We start from the raw sequence: 16,976 nt of genomic DNA on the forward strand, positions 1-16,976 counted from the left end.
CCTTACATTTTCTTGATGCGTTCGACCATCTCGGCGCCAAAAGCGATATACGCCTGCGCGCCCTTGGACGATGGATCGAACGTGACGCCGGGCATGCCATACGACGGCGCTTCGGCCAGACGCACGTTGCGCGGGATGATGGTTTTGAAGACCTTGTCGCCGAAGTGCTGTTCGAGCTGGGCCGAGACCTGCTGCGACAGCGTCATGCGCGGATCGAACATCACGCGCAACAGGCCGATGATCTTCAGATCCTGGTTAAGGTTGGCGTGCACCTTCTTGATGGTGTTGACCAGGTCGGACAAGCCTTCGAGCGCGTAGTACTCGCACTGCATCGGGATGATCACGCCGTGCGCGGCGCACAGGCCGTTCAGGGTGAGCATCGACAATGCCGGCGGACAATCGATCAGGATGAAGTCGTAGTCCTTGTCCACCGCCGCTAGCGCGAGCTTGAGGCGTCGCTCGCGGTTATCGAGCGCCACCATCTCCACCTCGGCGCCGGCCAGCTCGCGATTCGATGGCAGCACGTCGAACCTGCCTGCCTCCGAGCGCAGGCGCGCGGTAGCCACGTCGGACTCGCCCAGCATCACCTCGTAGGTGGAGGCGGTCAGGCCGGCCTTGTTGATGCCGGCGCCCATGGTGGCGTTGCCCTGCGGGTCCAGGTCCACCAGCAGCACGCGCTGGTTCAGCTTTGCCAGTCCGGCCGCCAGGTTGACGGTGGTGGTAGTCTTGCCCACCCCGCCCTTCTGATTCGCTACGCAGAAAATTTTCGCCATGTATTTTTTATCGTCTTCCTACAGAATTTTCCAACAAATTATTTATACGGTTTAAATGATTTATACCGTTTATTTGATATAAACGATTTATACGATTTATACGATTTATACGATTTATACGATTTATACGATTTAAACCATTTATACTGTTTCTGCGTGTTCTGATTTTATGAACACCAGATGGCGCTCCGCCTCCAGCCCCGGCACCTGCAAAGGCTGCAGTTTCTGCACCTTCCATGGCTCCGGCAGCCGCTCTCGTTCCTCCGCTGGCGCCGTGCCTTTCAGGGCGATGAACTGGCCGCCCTGCTCCAGCAAATGGCCCGACCAGTTGACGAAGTCGGACAGGTCGGCAAAGGCGCGCGAGGTGATCACGTCGAACTTGGTTTTGACTTCCAGCTGCTCCACGCGCTTGGTGTACACCGTCACATTGGTCAGTTCCAGCTCCGCTTTGACCTGGTTCAGGAACGCGGTTTTCTTGTGCACGGTGTCGATCATCGACACCTTCATGTCCGGCCGGCTGATGGCCAGCACCATGCCGGGCAAGCCACCGCCGGCGCCCACGTCGAGCACGTTTTTGGCGTCTTTGAACGCGGCAACGGCGGCCAGCGAATCGAGCAAATGCAGTGTGACCATCTGCAGAGGATCGCGTACCGACGTCAGGTTGTACACCGCATTCCACTTGTTCAGCAGGGCCAGGTAGTCGAGCAATTTCTCGACCTGGGCCTCGCTCAGGTCCAGGTCAAGGCCGGCGATTCCGGTGCGCAACACGTCAGCAACCACGGCGCGATCAAAGACCTTCATTGCGCCACCTCGTCTTTCTGCTCCTTGTTCAAAAAGCCGCCAAAGCCCACTTTTTTCAGATGGACCAGCAGCAGCGAGATCGCCGCCGGCGTCACACCGGAGATGCGCGAGGCCTGGCCCAGGGTTTCGGGGCGCTGGGCATGCAGTTTCTGGCGTACTTCCACCGACAGCGCGGTGATGTCCAGGTAATTAAAACCTTCCGGCAGTTTGAGGTTTTCGTAGTGCTCGTGGCGTTCAACTTCCTTGGTCTGGCGGTCGATATAGCCCGAATACTTGAGCTGGATTTCGATCTGTTCGCGCACGGCGTCGTCGGTCACGCCCGGGCCGGCCAGGTCGCGGCCGTCGATGCTGGACAGGGTCATCAGCTTGTCGTAGCCCACGCCCGGGCGGCGCAGCAGGTCGGCCAATGAGTATTCGCGCTCGATAGCCTGGCCAATCACGCGTTCCGATTCGGCAGCTTCCACGATGCGGGGATTGACCCACGTGGAACGCAGGCGCTCGAGTTCACGGGCAACTGCCTCGCGCTTGCGGTCGAACGACTCCCACTGGGCGTCGCCCACGCAGCCCAATTTGCGGCCGATTTCGGTCAGGCGCATGTCGGCGTTGTCTTCGCGCAGGCTCAGGCGATACTCGGCGCGGCTGGTAAACATGCGGTACGGTTCCATCACGCCTTGCGTGACCAGGTCGTCGACCATCACGCCCAAGTATGCTTCCGAACGCGCCGGGGTCCACGCTTCGCGGCCCTGGGTTTGCAGCGCGGCGTTGATGCCGGCCAACATGCCCTGCGCTGCCGCTTCTTCGTAACCGGTGGTGCCATTGATCTGGCCGGCGAAATACAGGCCGCCCACGGCCTTGGTTTCCAGCGATGCTTTCAGGCCGCGCGGGTCGAAATAATCGTATTCGATGGCATAGCCGGGACGCAGGATGTGGGCGTTTTCCAGCCCCTTCATCGAACGCACCAAGGCGATTTGCACGTCGAACGGCAGGCTGGTCGAGATGCCGTTTGGATAGAATTCGTGGGTCGTGAGACCTTCCGGCTCCAGGAAAATCTGGTGCGATTCTTTCGAAGCAAAGCGGTGGATCTTGTCTTCGATCGACGGGCAATAGCGCGGACCCACGCCTTCGATCACGCCCGTGTACATCGGGCTGCGATCGAGGCCGGCACGAATGATGTCGTGGGTTTCGTTATTGGTGTGGGTAACCCAGCACGGCAGCTGCTGCGGATGCATGGCGGTGTTGCCCATGACCGAGAATACCGGCACCGGATCGAGGTCGCCCGGCTGCTCGGTCATTTGCGCGAAGTCGATCGAGCGGCCGTCGAGACGCGGTGGCGTGCCGGTTTTCAGACGACCTTGCGGCAGTTTCAGTTCTTTCAAACGGGCCGACAGCGAGATCGCTGGCGGATCGCCGGCACGGCCGGCCGAGTAGTTTTGCAGCCCGACGTGGATTTTCCCGTCGAGGAAAGTACCAGCGGTCAGCACCACGGCTGGCGCCAGGAACTTCAAGCCGATCTGGGTAACGGCGCCGACCACGCGGTCGCCCTCCACCATCAGGTCATCGACGGCCTGCTGGAACAGCCACAGGTTTGGCTGGTTTTCCAGGCGCGCACGGATCGCTGCCTTGTACAAGATGCGATCAGCCTGGGCGCGCGTGGCGCGTACTGCCGGGCCTTTCGAGGAATTCAGGATGCGGAACTGGATGCCCGATTCGTCGGTAGCGATCGCCATCGCGCCACCCATGGCATCGACTTCCTTGACCAGGTGGCCTTTGCCGATACCGCCGATGGAAGGATTGCACGACATCTGGCCCAGTGTCTCGATGTTGTGCGTCAAGAGCAAAGTCTTCTGGCCCATGCGGGCGGAAGCAAGTGCGGCCTCGGTGCCGGCGTGACCACCGCCGACAACGATGACGTCGAATGAAGTTGGAAATAACATGATGGAATTTTTAAAGCGGAGGGAGTAAGGTCAAATTATAGAGTCTTTTTGTAGCTGCGACTTTTTTAGGCAAAAATATTCTGCTTTGGTTCCACGTGAAACATTGAAAAAGGGCGCTCATCTTTCGACAAACGCCCTGCTCTTTGATCTGGTTTTGGTTCCACGTGAAACATCACGCCATCGTTACCACCTCAGGTAAGCGTCGTACCCAGTCTTGGCGATCAACACCGACACCACGATCAGGAACAGTTTACGGACAAATCCGCTGCCATGTTTCATCGCCAGGCCGGTGCCGATCACCGAGCCGGCAATCTGGCACACAGCCATCATCAGACCCAACTGCCACAGCAGGTGGCCGCTGTAGCCGAACCACACCAGCGCAGCAAAGTTACAGGCAACGTTGACAATTTTGCTGACCGCCGACGCGCTGAGGAAGTCGAAGCCGAAGACCCGCACGAACAGGAACACCAGGAAGCTGCCAGTGCCGGGACCGAAGAAGCCGTCGTAAAAGCCGATCGCCGAGCCGATGATCAGCGCCAGCGTTTGCTCCTTGCGCCCGGTGTGCAACGGCGCGTGCACCGAACCGAGGTCTTTCTTGGTAAACGTATAGATCGCCACCAGCAGCAATACCACCGGCAAGGCTGTGCGCAGAAAGTCGGGCGACACCTTGGTCACCGTGTAGGCACCGAGGAAGGAAAAGATCAGCGCGGCAAACGCCGCTGGTGCGGCGACGGTCCAGGCTACCGCCACGCGGCGCGCATAACTGACCGCCGCCACGCTGGTGCCGAAAATCGACGCCAGTTTATTGGTGCCGATCAAGGTGGCGGGCGCGGTGTTGGGGAACACCGAAAAAATCGCAGGCATCTGGATCAGCCCGCCGCCGCCCACCACCGCATCGACCAGTCCCGCGCCAAATGCGGCCACACCCAATATCAAGTAATCCACTGCTACCGCCGTCCGTCAATTTTTCAAGGCTGTATTGTACGGAAAAACCGGCCCCAGGCTTCATGCCGAGATGGCATGGCAATGGCAAGTGATACGAAGGAGCAACAGGCGGCAGCGTCTGCACTACCACGAACTCCGGCCCAAAGCGCGTGCAGATCATGCCGATTCGGCATAGCTCTGCAAATTGCATGGGCAACAGATTCCAGTAGCGAAGCACCTATGTGATGAGTCCCCAACTCGGTTGCTGTGTCGATACTGGTCAGTGCAGCGACGTGGCGATGTGGCTGTAGCTGCGAGTGGGTGCGGGTGCGGGTTAAGCTAAGTGGAACTTGCTCAGTGCGCAGTTGGTAGTACGGAATACAAACAAGCAGAAGGCGGCAGCGCATTACGCTGCCGCCGAATACCAAACTTACTGCGGCACGTCCACCGTCGTGCCGCTGACAGTGATCGCGTTGGCTGGCGCCGGGGCTGCTGCAATCGGCGGCAGGCTCGCTTCCGTCAACGGCACCGTGTTATCCGGCCGCGTGGTCGTGCGCACCACTTGAGATGGCGGCAATGCGGCATTGCTGCGCAGATGCGCCATCATCGCGTCGAGCGCACGGAACAGGTACACGTTCAGCGGGATCACGTACTGCGGCAGCGCATTGGTCAGCACATCGAAGTGGTTGCCATTGGTGACCTCGATATAGCGCAGCTTGCTTGACGAGCCTTCCGCTGCCGCGTTCAGTCCCAGGTACGCACGCGACGTAAAGTTCACCACCATCAGCGTGTCGCTGCGGCCATGGACGATGATCGCCGGTTTGCCGTTCAGCTTGCCATTTGCAACCACCTCGGCGGCCCCATCGCGTACCCGCTTGCTCTGTGCCGCAAGCGCGCCGGTCAGCGCGTTGCCGTTGACGGGATCGATGCCGGTGGCCAGCGCCCGCAGGCACAGGAAACCGTCAAGCGACTGGTCGGCCAGGTTGGTACTGGGCGAAACACCCGCTGCATACGACCGGGCGCCGCCGACCGAATCCTCGTAGATCGGCGTGCCGATGATGCCGTTCTGGGTGGCAAAGCTGGCCGCCTTTTGCGCCGCCGTGAACGTGGTGGGCAAGCCTGCCGCATCGACCGGGCCGAAGGTAAAGCCGCACACCTTGTCGGTGGGCGCGAAGCGGCCATAGGCAAACGTATAGGTGACAGCCACCAGCACATTGATTGGCGAATAAGTTGCCTGCAAGGGATCGGACTCCGCCAGCCAGCCATAGGCACGCAGCCGCGCCCTGGCGTCAAGCTGCTGCGCCGCCAGGTCGGCGCCCGCCAGCAAACCCTTGGCGACCAGCGACGTGCAGCGGCCGGACGTCGCTGCCGTGGCGGCAATGCACGGCTGGTACAGCGCTGCATACGTCGAGTAATCGATCAGCAGCTTGCCCTGCCCCGTCACCGGCGTGCCGTTCTGGCGCACCGAGTAGCTGGTGGCGTCCCTGGGCTGGATCTGCGGCTCGCTCACCGCCAGGCCGGTGATCAGGCCCTTGCGGTCCTGCTCGGCCGCCAGCAGCGCGGCAGCGCCGCCGTTGGAAACGCTCGAGCCGATGGTGATGGTGTTGCGCGGCGTAAAGCGCACGCGGTGGCCCTTGCCGTCCTTGCCCACTTCGCCATACTTTTCGTTGAGCGCGTAGTAAGCGAACTCCACCGATTGCAGCACGTGCGTGCCCCAGTCCTTTTCCGGGTTTTGCTGCGAATGCGCATGCTTCGATGCGATGCGGCCCGGGTACGCGGCAGCAAACGCGGCACGCTCGGCGTCCGTAATAGTCGGAGAGAAATTGGCGTTGTTGCCGGCCGTCGCACGTGGTGCGCGCACGCCGGTGCGCAGGTTCACGCTGTCATCCTCGAATGTGTACAGGCCGGTGCCGGTACCCTTGTCCGTATAAGCCACCGCGCACTTGTGCTTGAGACCCCACTCGCCTGCTGTGGCAATCGCCCCATACACGCCGCGCGAACCGCTCGAGGCGCCGGTGATGATGCACGGGTTGCTGACATCGAAACTGTCCGGTATCTGCACCATGACCGTCACATTCTGCTTGCCACTGCCGTCGTCGGCGTAGGCGATGTACTCGGTACCGGCGATCTTGCCCTCGCCGGTGGTGGGTACGCCGTTGATATCGACATTGGGACCGTACAGGCGGCCATAGCCGGAGTTGGGATTGACGTCGGCAATCGCCCGGTAATTGAAATAGATGGCGTTACGACGCAGCTCGGCCGGCGTGGGATTGAGTGGATCGGCATAGCCGGGAACCGGCGCGGCGGCAGTCAGTCCGGAAGCGCCGAGGCCGCCGGTCAGCAAATCATCCGATACGCCATCGTAGGTGGCGACGCTGATGTCGCGCAGGTAGCGTGGTGCTTCGTTCGGTTCGCCGTGGTGGCCATGGTGCGATCCGCAGGCGCTCAACGCCAGGGTGGCAATAGCGGCCGTAACGGCGGAGACAGGTGTCGTGGTTTTCATGCTCATCCTCCAGGTTGGTAAATGATGGACGGAAAGAGTCCCTCCAGACTGCTGCCAGAAATTTACCCCGTCCAAATGGAAAACGCCGGGCAGATCGCCCGGCGCATGTGCTACGTCATACTTGGTTTAGAAAAGTCTCAGGCCGGCCTGGCGACCGGCTTTTTGCGGCTCCAGGCCAGGAACTCGCCGATGATGCCGCGCCGGAATGCCAGCACGCAAATGATGAAGATCAGTCCCACCACCATGTTGACCGCCTCGCCGATGGTGGTGAACCATTCGATGCCGCTGACCGACGACAGGTAAATGCCCCAGTCGCCCAGCTTATTTTCAAGCATGATGATGATCACCGCACCGAGGATGGGACCGGCCAGCGTGCCCATGCCGCCAACCAGGGTCATCAGTACCACCAGGCCGGACATGGTCCAGTGGACGTCGGTCAGGGTTTCGAAGCCCTGCACCAGTACCTTGAGGCCGCCGGCCAGGCCGGCCAGCGCGGCCGACAATACGAACGCCAGCAGCTTGTACTTGTCCACGTCGTAACCGAGCGAAATCGCGCGCGGCTCGTTTTCCTTGATCGCCATCAGCACCTGGCCGAACGGCGAATGGACCGTGCGCACGATCAGCGCGAACGCGCCGACCGCCAGCGCCAGCACGAAGAAGTACAGCAGCAGGTCGTTGCCGAGGTCGATCATGCCGAGCACGCTGCCACGTGGAACACCCTGCAAACCATCTTCGCCACCGGTAAAGCCGCCGGCGCGCAGCGCGACAAAAAATACCATCTGCGCCAGCGCCAGCGTGATCATGGAAAAATAAATCCCCTGGCGGCGAATCGCCAGCCCGCCCATCACCAGGCCCAGGCCGGCGCCGCTGAGCAGTCCCATGAACAGGCTCAGCTCCACGGGCCAGCCCCATACTTTCAGGGCGTTGCCCACCACGTAGCCGGCGCCGCCAAAGAAGGCTGCGTGGCCGAACGACAGCAGGCCGGTAAAACCGATCAGCAAGTTGAAGGCGCAAGCGAACAGCGCAAAGCACAGCAGCTTGGCCAGGAACACGGGGTAGCCAATAAAGGGCGCCGCCAGCGCGACCGCCAGAGCCAGGGAATAACCAAGTGTCTTGTTCATGAAGAGCCTCTTATTTTTCTTTACCAAATAAACCGGCGGGACGCAGCAGCAGCACCACGATCATCACCAGGAATACCACGGTCGAGGAAAACTCCGGGTACAGCACCTTGGTCAGGCCCTCGATCACGCCAAGCCCGAGGCCGGTCAGGATCGAGCCCATGATCGAGCCCATGCCGCCGATCACCACAACGGCAAACACGACGATAATCAGGTTCTGGCCCATCAGCGGCTGGACCTGGATGATCGGCGCCGCCAGCACCCCGGCAAAGCCCGCCAAGGCGACGCCGAAGCCGTAGGTGAGCGTGACCATCAGCGGCACGTTGACGCCGAACGCTTCCACCAGCTTGGGATTTTCGGTACCGGCGCGCAGGTACGAACCCAGCTTGGTTTTTTCGATCACGTACCAGGTGGCCAGGCATACCACCACGGAGGCGACCACCACCCAGGCGCGGTAGTGCGGCATGACCATGAAGCCGAGGTCGGTGGCGCCGGCGAGCGCGTCGGGCGTCTGGAACGGCTGGCCCGACACACCGTAAAACGAGCGGAACACGCCTTCGACCAGCAAGGTGATGCCAAAGGTGAGCAGCAGCCCGTACAGGTGGTCGAGTTTATACAACCAGCGCAGCATGGTTTTTTCCACGAGCACGCCGAACGCGCCGACGGTCAACGGCGCGAGCAGCAACATCCACCAGTAGCTGAGGCCGAAATACGTCATGCCCATCCAGGCCACGAACGCGCCCATCATGTACAGGGCGCCATGGGAAAAGTTAATCACGTTGAGCAGGCCAAAAATCACTGCCAGGCCCAGCGACAACATCGCGTAGAAAGAACCGTTGACGAGTCCCAGCATTAGCTGGCTCAACCACACGGTCAAGGGACGGCCGAATATTTCCATGAGATCACTAACAAAAAAAGTCGCCTGCGTGAGGTGCGTTGCGCCAGGCGGGGGTCGGGAGGGCAAGGAACCGGGGCAAGCCGAATGGCCGCCCCGGGCAGGCATCACATCATTTCCATAAGCTGCACTTGGTTTCCGCCTTGGTGGCGTAAGCCTGGTCGCCGGGAATGGTGGCCACCACCTTGTAGTAATCCCACGGATATTTCGATTCCGATGGCTTTTTCACTTCCATCAAATACATATCGTGGACCATGCGTCCGTCCGGGCGGATCACGCCATTCCTGGCGAACATGTCGTTGACCTTGTTGGCCTTGAGCCAGGCCATGACCTTGTCGGCATCGTCGGTGCCGGTGGCCTTGACGGCTTTCAGGTACTGGGCGGCAGCGGAATAATCGGCCGCCTGCAACATCGATGGCTCTTTTTTCATCTTGGCAAAATAGCGCTTGGACCAGGCGCGGGTGTCGTCGTTCTGGTCCCAGTACCAGCCGTCGGTCAGGTACATGCCCTGCGTGAGGTTGAGTCCGAGCGAGTGGATATCGTTGATGAAAATGAGCAGCCCGGCCAGTTTCATTTTCTTGGTGATGCCAAACTCGTTGGCGGCCTTGATGGCATTGATGGCGTCGCCACCGGCATTGGCCAGGCCAAGGATTTGCGCGTCCGACGATTGCGCCTGCAGCAGGAACGATGAAAAATCCGATGCCGACAGCGGGTGCTTCACTGCCCCCAGCACCTTGCCGCCGGCCGATTTCACTACGTCGGCCGTGTCCTTTTCCAGCGACTGGCCGAACGCGTAATCGGCGGTGAGGAAGTACCAGTTCTTGCCGCCCTGCTTGACGATGGCGCCGCCGGTGCCGCGTGCCAGCGCGATGGTGTCGTAGGCATAGTGCACGGTGTACGGCGTGCACTCCTCGTTGGTGAGCCGGGCCGAACCGGCGCCGATCGAAATAAATACTTTTTTCTTTTCCGCAGCGACCTTGGCCATGGCCAGGCTGGCGCCGGAATTGGTGCCGCCGATCAGCATGTCCACCCCCTGCTGGTCGAACCATTCGCGCGCCTTGGACGCGGCAATGTCGGCCTTGTTTTGATGGTCGGCGGAGATGAATTCCACCTTCTTGCCGGCGATGGCGCCACCGGCATCGGCGATGGCCATCTTGATCGCTTCGGCGCCGCCGGCACCGTCGATATCGGTGTACAGGCCGGACATGTCGGTGATCATGCCGATCTTGATGGTGTCGCCTGAGATTTGCGCCTGCGCGCCATACGACAGGCACAGCGCGCAGGCGCTGACGAGTACTTTGCGTTTCATGGTGTCTCCCGAGGAATATTCGAATGAAAACCGCTACACGCCGAGAAGCTCCGTCAACACTGACATCTTGGCGCTGAGTTCGGATGCAACAAAGGTCTCGACGATCTGACCGTGTTCCATCACATAGAACCGGTCCGCCAGGGGCGCGGCAAACCGGAAATTCTGTTCCACCATGACGATGGTGTAACCGCTGGCCTTGAGGGTTTTGATCATGCGCGCCAGGCCTTGCACGATCACGGGCGCCAGCCCTTCCGAGATTTCATCGAGCAGCAGCAACCGCGCGCCGGTGCGCAGGATGCGCGCGACAGCCAGCATTTGCTGCTCGCCACCGGACAGCCGGGTGCCCTGGCTGTGCTTGCGCTCCTCGAGGTTGGGGAACATGGCGTAGATATCGGCTACCGGCATGCCCTGCTTGCCGCCGGCCAGTTGCGGTGGCAGCAGCAGGTTTTCCTCGGTGGACAGCGAGGCGAAAATGCCGCGCTCCTCGGGACAATAGCCAACGCCGAGGTGGGCGATCTGGTGTGTGGGCAGGCCGATCGCCTCGGCACCGTTGACCTTGATCGAACCCTTGCGGGCGCCGGTCAGGCCCATGATGGCGCGCAAGGTAGTGGTGCGGCCGGCGCCGTTACGACCGAGCAAAGTGACCACCTCGCCCGGTTGCACGCGCAAGTTGACGTTGTGCAGGATGTGCGATTCGCCGTACCAGGTTTGCAGGTTGCAGATGTCGAGCGCGGCGGTCATCAGTGCGCTCCTTCGAGTTCGCCGACTTCGGTGCCTGCTTCGGTTCCCATATACGCTTCCATCACCTGCGGGTTGCGCGACACCTCGGCGTACGTGCCTTCGGCCAGCATGGCGCCGCGCTGCAGCACCGAGATGCGGTCACAGATGCCGGCCACCACTTTCATATTGTGTTCGACCATCAGGATGGTGCGCCCGGCCGACACTTTTTTGATCAACTCGGTAACCCGGTGCACGTCTTCGTGACCCATGCCCTGGGTGGGTTCGTCGAGCAGCATCAGCGCCGGTTCCATTGCCAGGGTGGTGGCGATTTCGAGCGCGCGCTTGCGCCCGTAAGGCATATCGACCGTGACGGTGTCCGCGAAACCGGCCAGATCGACCTCGGCCAGCAAGGCCATGGCGCGATCGTTGAGGACGGCGAGCTTGCGTTCGCTTTGCCAGAAATGGAAGCTGGTGCCAAGCTGGCGCTGCAAGCCGATACGTACATTTTGCAGCACCGTCAGGTGCGGAAACACGGCGGAAATCTGGAACGAGCGGATCACGCCGAGCCGCGCGATGTGCGCCGGTTTGGCTGCCGTGATGTCCTTGTCGTTGAACAGGATGCGGCCGGACGTGGGCACCAAAAACTTGGTGAGCAAATTAAAACAGGTGGTTTTGCCCGCGCCGTTGGGGCCGATGAGGGCATGGATATGACCGCGCTGGACGCGAAGATTGACGTCGCTAACGGCGGTAAATCCGCGGAACTCCTTGGTCAAATGCTGTGTTTCCAAAATAAAGCCTGACATCCTGTCTCCTTGTTTTTATATGCAAGGTACCGCCTTTTTTTCAGATCATACACAGTAACAAATTGACCAACAATACGGTATAAATACGAGGATTGTTTGATCCAGATCTAGTCAGACACCCTTATGCTGATTGGGTTTCTTGATGAGCTCGGCTGCTTTTTCCGCAATCATGATGGTGGGAGAATTGGTGTTGCCGGCGGTGATCAGCGGCATGATGGAGGCGTCGGCGATGCGCAAGTTTTGCACGCCGATTACGCGCAATTGGCTGTCCACCACGGCATCCGGATCGTCGCTGCGACCCATCTTGCACGTGCCCACCGGGTGGAAGATGGTGGTGCCGATCGCCGCAGCGGCGTCGGCCAGTTCCGCGTCCGTGCGCAGGTGCGCGCCGGGCCGGAATTCTTCGGGAGCCAGGGCGGCCAGCGCCGGAGCGGCAACGATGCGGCGCGTCAACGCCAGCGCGGCGGCCGCCACCTGGCGGTCGTGCGCGGTGCTCAAATACAGCGGAGAAATTTTGGGCGGTACATGCGCATCGGCGCTGGCGATGCGCACATGACCGCGCGATGTCGGCCGCAAGTGGCACACGCTGGCGGTAAAAGCGGGAAACGCGTGCAGCGGGTCGCCGAATTTTTCCAGCGACAGCGGTTGCACGTGGTACTGCAAATCGGGCGTGGCCTGGCCCGGATCGGACCGGGCAAATGCCCCCAGTTGCGACGGCGCCATCGACATCGGACCGCTCTGGAACGCTGCGTACTGGGCGCCGATGCGCAGCTTGCCGAACCAGCTTGCCGCCAGCGTGTTGAGCGTGCGCGTGCCACGGCCGAGCTTGAAGATCATGCGCAGTTGCAGGTGGTCTTGCATGTTTTCGCCCACGCCGGGCCGATCGAGTACCGGCACAATACCGAGCGCGTGCAGGCGGTCGACCGCGCCGATGCCCGAACACTGCAAGATCTGCGGCGTGCCGATGGCGCCGGCGGCCAGTATGGTCTCGGCGCTGGCGCTGGCCGTATAGCGCGTGCCGCCACCGGTAAACACCACGCCGGTGCAGCGCGGACCGCCCACGCCAGAGCCGCCCTCCCCCGCAGCCGGCGCGAACAGCAACCGTTCCACGTGGCAGCCGGTCATGATGGTCAGGTTGGGCCGGCGTGCGGCCGGCCGCAAGAACGCCTTGACCGTGTTCCAGCGGATGCCGCGCTTCTGGTTGACGTCGAAATAGCCGCAGCCGTGGTTGTCGCCGCGGTTGAAATCGTCGGTTTTCGGGATGCCGCACTGCTCGGCGGCAGCGCGGAACGCTTCCAGCAGCGGCCACGACAAGCGCTGCTTTTCCACCCGCCACGGCCCGCCCACGCCATGGAAATCGGACGCGCCGCCGTGGTAATCCTCGCTCTTCCTGAACAACGGCAGCACTGACTGCCAGCGCCAGCTGTCGTCGCCGACGAGTTCGGCCCAGCGGTCGTAACCGGCGGCCTGGCCGCGCATATAGATCATGCCGTTGATCGACGAACAGCCGCCGAGCACCTTGCCGCGCGGGTAAATCAGGCTGCGTCCGCCAAGGCCGGCTTCGCTTTCGGTGCGGTACATCCAGTCGGTGCGCGGATTGTCGATGCAGTGCAAATAGCCGACCGGGACATGGATCCAGAAATAATCGTCGCGTCCGCCCGCTTCGATCAGCAGCACTTGTTTGGTGGAATCCGCACTGAGGCGGTTGGCCAGGACGCAACCGGCCGAGCCGGCGCCGATGATGATGTAGTCGTAGTCACCTGCTGATTCCAAGCTGCGGCTCCCCGGTCACGCCCCTGAAAAGAGGTGTTTACCCATGTGGATAACCTTATGGATATCCACAGGTGCGAAATGTGCGTAATCGAATTTTTTTTGGGGACACCATTTTTTATCCAAAAACAGTGCCTGTCCACATACACAGTTTACGCGCCCGGTTCTACAGCGCGTAAACGCCTGATTCTAATCCAAAATAGCGACTTATCCACAGAAAAGTGTCCACGTAAACAACTACTACTATTCTTTATATACATCTTTTAGAGTAAACCACAGCACGCGCCAACACGAACATCGCGCCAGCACAGGCTTTCCCCTATACTCGGCTTGTGCAAGACAACGCCTCACAACCGTGTCGGAGACCGATTGTCATCCATGCCTACCCAACCGCGATCGCCTGCCTACCTGCGCTTTCGCCGTCGCTTGCTCACTGGCCTGTTTCTGGCTGCAACGCTGGCCGTTACGGTCGTCATCACCCAGGTCCGCACATCCTACGTTGAACGCGAACAGGCATTGCAAAGCCAGACCGATCACTACGTGAAAGCGATGGAAGCCTACGTGGCCAACTCGCTGCAGTCGGTGGACCTGGCCATGATTGGTTTTGCCAATGCCATCAAGGTTCTGCCCAGCACGCAAAATCCTTCGCGCGCTGCCATTTCCGAGTTGTTATCGGCACGCGCGGCCAATTTCAATGTCGATTACTGGCTCACTTTTCTCGATACCCGGGGCAATGTCGTTGCCACTTCGCTCGATATCGATGTCACCGGCCAGAACTACGCGGAACGCGACTACTTCAAGATCCATCTCGACAACGCCAACGGCAACCGGCCGTATATCGGCGCACCGGTGCGTGGCAAATACACGGGTAAAAAACTGTTTTTCGTCAGCCGCCGGGTGGAAAACGCCAAGGGCGAGTTCATCGGCGTGCTGCTGGCGCCGCTCAATGTCGAGCGCTACGCCTCGGTGTTCGACAATTCGCGGTTTACCGCCGATATTTCGATCACCCTGTTCTACCGCGATGGCAAGATCATCGCCCGCGCGCCCCTGTTCGAACAATCGTTCGGACGCGACTTGTCCAACAGCGAGTTGTTCAGGCATCTACGCAACGGCAACACCGGCACCTACAAGGCGGTTGGCATCATCGACGGCTTGCATCGCACCTACAGTTACCGGGTTTTCGATCAATTTCCGCTGGTAATGCTGGTGGGCAGCAGCGATGCCGAGGCGGCGCGCCAGAAAAACCGCAGCTACCTGGTGGCTGGCGCTGGCCTGGTTTGCCTGTTGTGCCTGATAACGGCCGGCGGCATGTATTCGCTGCGCACTTATGCGCGCCAGGAAGAACGCGAGTTGCGCATCCGCGCACTGCTGGGCGAGAGCCGCGACATGGAGCAAAAGCTGCGCGCCAACGAGGAATCGATGAAATTGTCGGCGTTGCTGTTCCACAATATCGGCGAAGCGATGATGGTGACCGATGCCGCCGGCCGCATCCTGACCGTCAATCCCGCTTTTTCCCTGCTCAGCGGCTACGTGGAACAGGAAGTGATCGGCCGCCGCAGCTACGAATTGACCGCCGGGCGCGAAGGTGTCGAGTTTTTTGCGCGCATGACCAAAACCATCCGCGAGACGGGCCAGTGGGACGGCGAAGTGTGGCACCGCCACAAGGATGGCACCGAGTACCTGGCGGAAATCCGGTTCAACACTGTCCACGACGATTTCGGCAACCCGTTCCGCTACGTCGCGCTGCTCAGCGACGTGACGGAAAAGAAGGCATCGGAAGAACGGATCTGGCGCCAGGCCAACTTCGACACGCTGACCGGGTTACCGAATCGGCGCATGTTCCACGAACGGCTGCGCCAGGAAATGAAGAAATCGGACCGGGCCAAGTTGCCGATGGCGATATTGTTCGTCGATCTCGACCGCTTCAAGGAGGTCAACGACACCATGGGCCACGACAAGGGCGACCTGCTGCTCAAACAAGTGGCAGAACGGTTGACTGCCTCGATGCGCGGCACCGACGTGGTGGCCAGGCTCGGTGGCGACGAATTCATCGCCCTGCTTGGCGAGCTGCGCAACCCGGCCGACGTCACCCGCACCGCCAGGGAAATCCTCAAGCAGATGAGCACACCGTTCGACCTGGACGGCGACGGCGTCCATATCGCGGAGATTTCAAGCAGCATCGGCATCGCTTTGTACCCGCAAGACGGCAAAGATGTCGAAACACTCATGAAAAACGCCGATCAAGCCATGTATAGGGCCAAGGAAAGCGGCAGAAATCGCTTCCAGCACTATGCTTCTGTGGATAACGTTCTGGATATCCACAAGGATCGATGTGAGTAAGCGCTTGATGAAGCAAGGGCCGTAATTTTATGCAGAAATTGTTCTGCAACTGGTACAGCGCTTATGCGCCTGCTTGTAAAAGTTGTAAACAGCTGATTCGTAAACGTATACAGAACTTATCCACAGCTTTGACCGCGTTTACTACTACTATTATTTTATATAAATTCTTTGTAAACAAGTAAACAGCAACAGCCACGGCAAAACCCGAAAACCACTCAAAACAGCCCGAAAACACCGACAATCACAAGCCTGCTCGCAGTCCAAGTCCCGTTCTGAACGCAAGAAACGCCTTAAAATCGACCGTTTTGAAGGCTGCGCTGTGGACAAGGACATTGCTGTCCACATGCAAAACGTCGTCATTCATCCAAAAACAAGGGATAAAACATGCGTCTTGGCATCATCAGTGCGTTGGCCGAAGAACAGCAGGGGCTGCTGGAAGCCCTTCAGAGCTCCGCCACGCGCGTTCACGGCATGCGTGAGTACACGACAGGGAAACTGTGGGAAATCGACGCTGTGTGCGTTCTGTCGCGAATTGGCAAGGTTGCCGCTGCCATGACAGCCGCAATCCTTGTGGAAAAGTTCGGTGTTACCCACATCGTCTTCACCGGCGTTGCCGGCAGCGGGGATCCGCACGTCAATGTCGGCGATATCGTGGTGGCCGACTGCCTGGTCCAGCACGATATGGATGCGTCACCGCTGTTTCCCCGTTTCGAAGTGCCATTGACCGGCCTGTCGCGCTTTGCCACCGACCTGGCCTTGACCGAACGGCTGGCAACGGCTGCCGCCAAAACCACGCGCGTGCACCGTGGTCTGATTGCCAGCGGCGACCAGTTCATCGGCCGCCTGGAACAGCTCGTAGCATTAAAAACCGCTCTGCCCGACCTCCTGGCGGTGGAAATGGAAGGCGCGGCCGTGGCGCAAGTGTGCTTCGAGCTGGGCATACCGTTCGCGGTGATCCGCACCATTTCCGACAATGCCAATGACGATGCGGCCGTCGATTTCCTGCATTTCATCGAAACCGTGGCGTCGCGCTACGCGTTCGAGGTGATCGAGAACTTCTGCAAGGCATAAAAAAAGGCCGGCAAA

13 protein-coding genes are annotated in these 16,976 nt (G+C 60.2%); 2 read left to right on the plus strand and 11 right to left on the minus strand.

What is annotated here, in order from left to right:
• Window positions 1-2 precede the first annotated feature (2 nt).
• The 11 genes from F8197_RS20490 to F8197_RS20540 all read right to left on the minus strand — a co-directional run bounded on the left by F8197_RS20490 (window position 3) and on the right by F8197_RS20540 (window position 13,553).
• Window positions 3-773 (minus strand): ParA family protein, encoded by a 771-nt coding sequence (locus tag F8197_RS20490; RefSeq protein WP_152883370.1) that lies wholly within the window; start codon window positions 771-773, stop codon window positions 3-5.
• Window positions 774-914: 141 nt separating this feature from the next.
• Window positions 915-1,574 carry a 16S rRNA (guanine(527)-N(7))-methyltransferase RsmG gene (gene rsmG / locus F8197_RS20495; protein ID WP_056142643.1) on the minus strand — a complete coding sequence of 220 codons (660 nt, stop codon included), beginning with the start codon at window positions 1,572-1,574 and terminating at the stop codon, window positions 915-917.
• Window positions 1,571-3,508 (minus strand): tRNA uridine-5-carboxymethylaminomethyl(34) synthesis enzyme MnmG, encoded by a 1,938-nt coding sequence (mnmG, locus tag F8197_RS20500; protein ID WP_152883371.1) that lies wholly within the window; start codon window positions 3,506-3,508, stop codon window positions 1,571-1,573. Before mnmG ends, rsmG begins: the two co-directional genes overlap by 4 nt.
• A 183-nt stretch (window positions 3,509-3,691) precedes the next feature.
• Window positions 3,692-4,453: a sulfite exporter TauE/SafE family protein gene (locus F8197_RS20505; RefSeq protein ID WP_373996926.1), complete on the minus strand. Its 762-nt coding sequence runs from the start codon at window positions 4,451-4,453 to the stop codon at window positions 3,692-3,694.
• A 409-nt stretch (window positions 4,454-4,862) separates the two neighbouring features.
• Window positions 4,863-6,935, minus strand: a complete 2,073-nt coding sequence (locus F8197_RS20510) for a 3-hydroxybutyrate oligomer hydrolase family protein (protein ID WP_152883372.1) — start codon at window positions 6,933-6,935, stop codon at window positions 4,863-4,865.
• A gap of 137 nt (window positions 6,936-7,072) precedes the next feature.
• Complete coding sequence (locus F8197_RS20515) at window positions 7,073-8,056, minus strand: branched-chain amino acid ABC transporter permease (protein ID WP_152883373.1); 984 nt, start codon at window positions 8,054-8,056, stop codon at window positions 7,073-7,075.
• A gap of 10 nt (window positions 8,057-8,066) precedes the next feature.
• A complete protein-coding gene (locus F8197_RS20520) occupies window positions 8,067-8,951 on the minus strand; it encodes a branched-chain amino acid ABC transporter permease (protein WP_152883374.1) in 885 nt (294 codons plus the stop codon).
• Between the two features lie 109 nt (window positions 8,952-9,060).
• Window positions 9,061-10,257: an ABC transporter substrate-binding protein gene (locus F8197_RS20525; protein ID WP_152883375.1), complete on the minus strand. Its 1,197-nt coding sequence runs from the start codon at window positions 10,255-10,257 to the stop codon at window positions 9,061-9,063.
• A 33-nt stretch (window positions 10,258-10,290) separates the two neighbouring features.
• Window positions 10,291-10,998, minus strand: a complete 708-nt coding sequence (locus F8197_RS20530) for an ABC transporter ATP-binding protein (protein ID WP_152883376.1) — start codon at window positions 10,996-10,998, stop codon at window positions 10,291-10,293.
• Window positions 10,998-11,780 carry an ABC transporter ATP-binding protein gene (locus tag F8197_RS20535; RefSeq protein WP_056142663.1) on the minus strand — a complete coding sequence of 261 codons (783 nt, stop codon included), beginning with the start codon at window positions 11,778-11,780 and terminating at the stop codon, window positions 10,998-11,000. The genes F8197_RS20530 and F8197_RS20535 overlap by 1 nt, the downstream gene beginning before the upstream one ends.
• Window positions 11,781-11,891: 111 nt before the next feature.
• On the minus strand, window positions 11,892-13,553 hold the full coding sequence (locus F8197_RS20540) for a GMC family oxidoreductase (protein WP_152883377.1): 1,662 nt from the start codon (window positions 13,551-13,553) through the stop codon (window positions 11,892-11,894).
• Window positions 13,554-13,928: 375 nt separating this feature from the next.
• Here F8197_RS20540 and F8197_RS20545 point away from each other — a divergent pair, with 375 nt between their 5' ends.
• Together F8197_RS20545 and F8197_RS20550 are read left to right on the plus strand one after the other, a co-directional pair.
• Window positions 13,929-15,890: a diguanylate cyclase domain-containing protein gene (locus tag F8197_RS20545; RefSeq protein ID WP_152883378.1), complete on the plus strand. Its 1,962-nt coding sequence runs from the start codon at window positions 13,929-13,931 to the stop codon at window positions 15,888-15,890.
• 384 nt (window positions 15,891-16,274) lie between these two features.
• Window positions 16,275-16,961 carry a 5'-methylthioadenosine/adenosylhomocysteine nucleosidase gene (locus tag F8197_RS20550; protein WP_152883379.1) on the plus strand — a complete coding sequence of 229 codons (687 nt, stop codon included), beginning with the start codon at window positions 16,275-16,277 and terminating at the stop codon, window positions 16,959-16,961.
• The last annotated feature ends 15 nt before the right edge of the window (window positions 16,962-16,976 follow it).

It is taken from the genome of Duganella sp. FT27W, from assembly GCF_009295655.1.
Taxonomy (GTDB): Bacteria; Pseudomonadota; Gammaproteobacteria; order Burkholderiales; family Burkholderiaceae_D; genus Rugamonas; species Rugamonas zoogloeoides.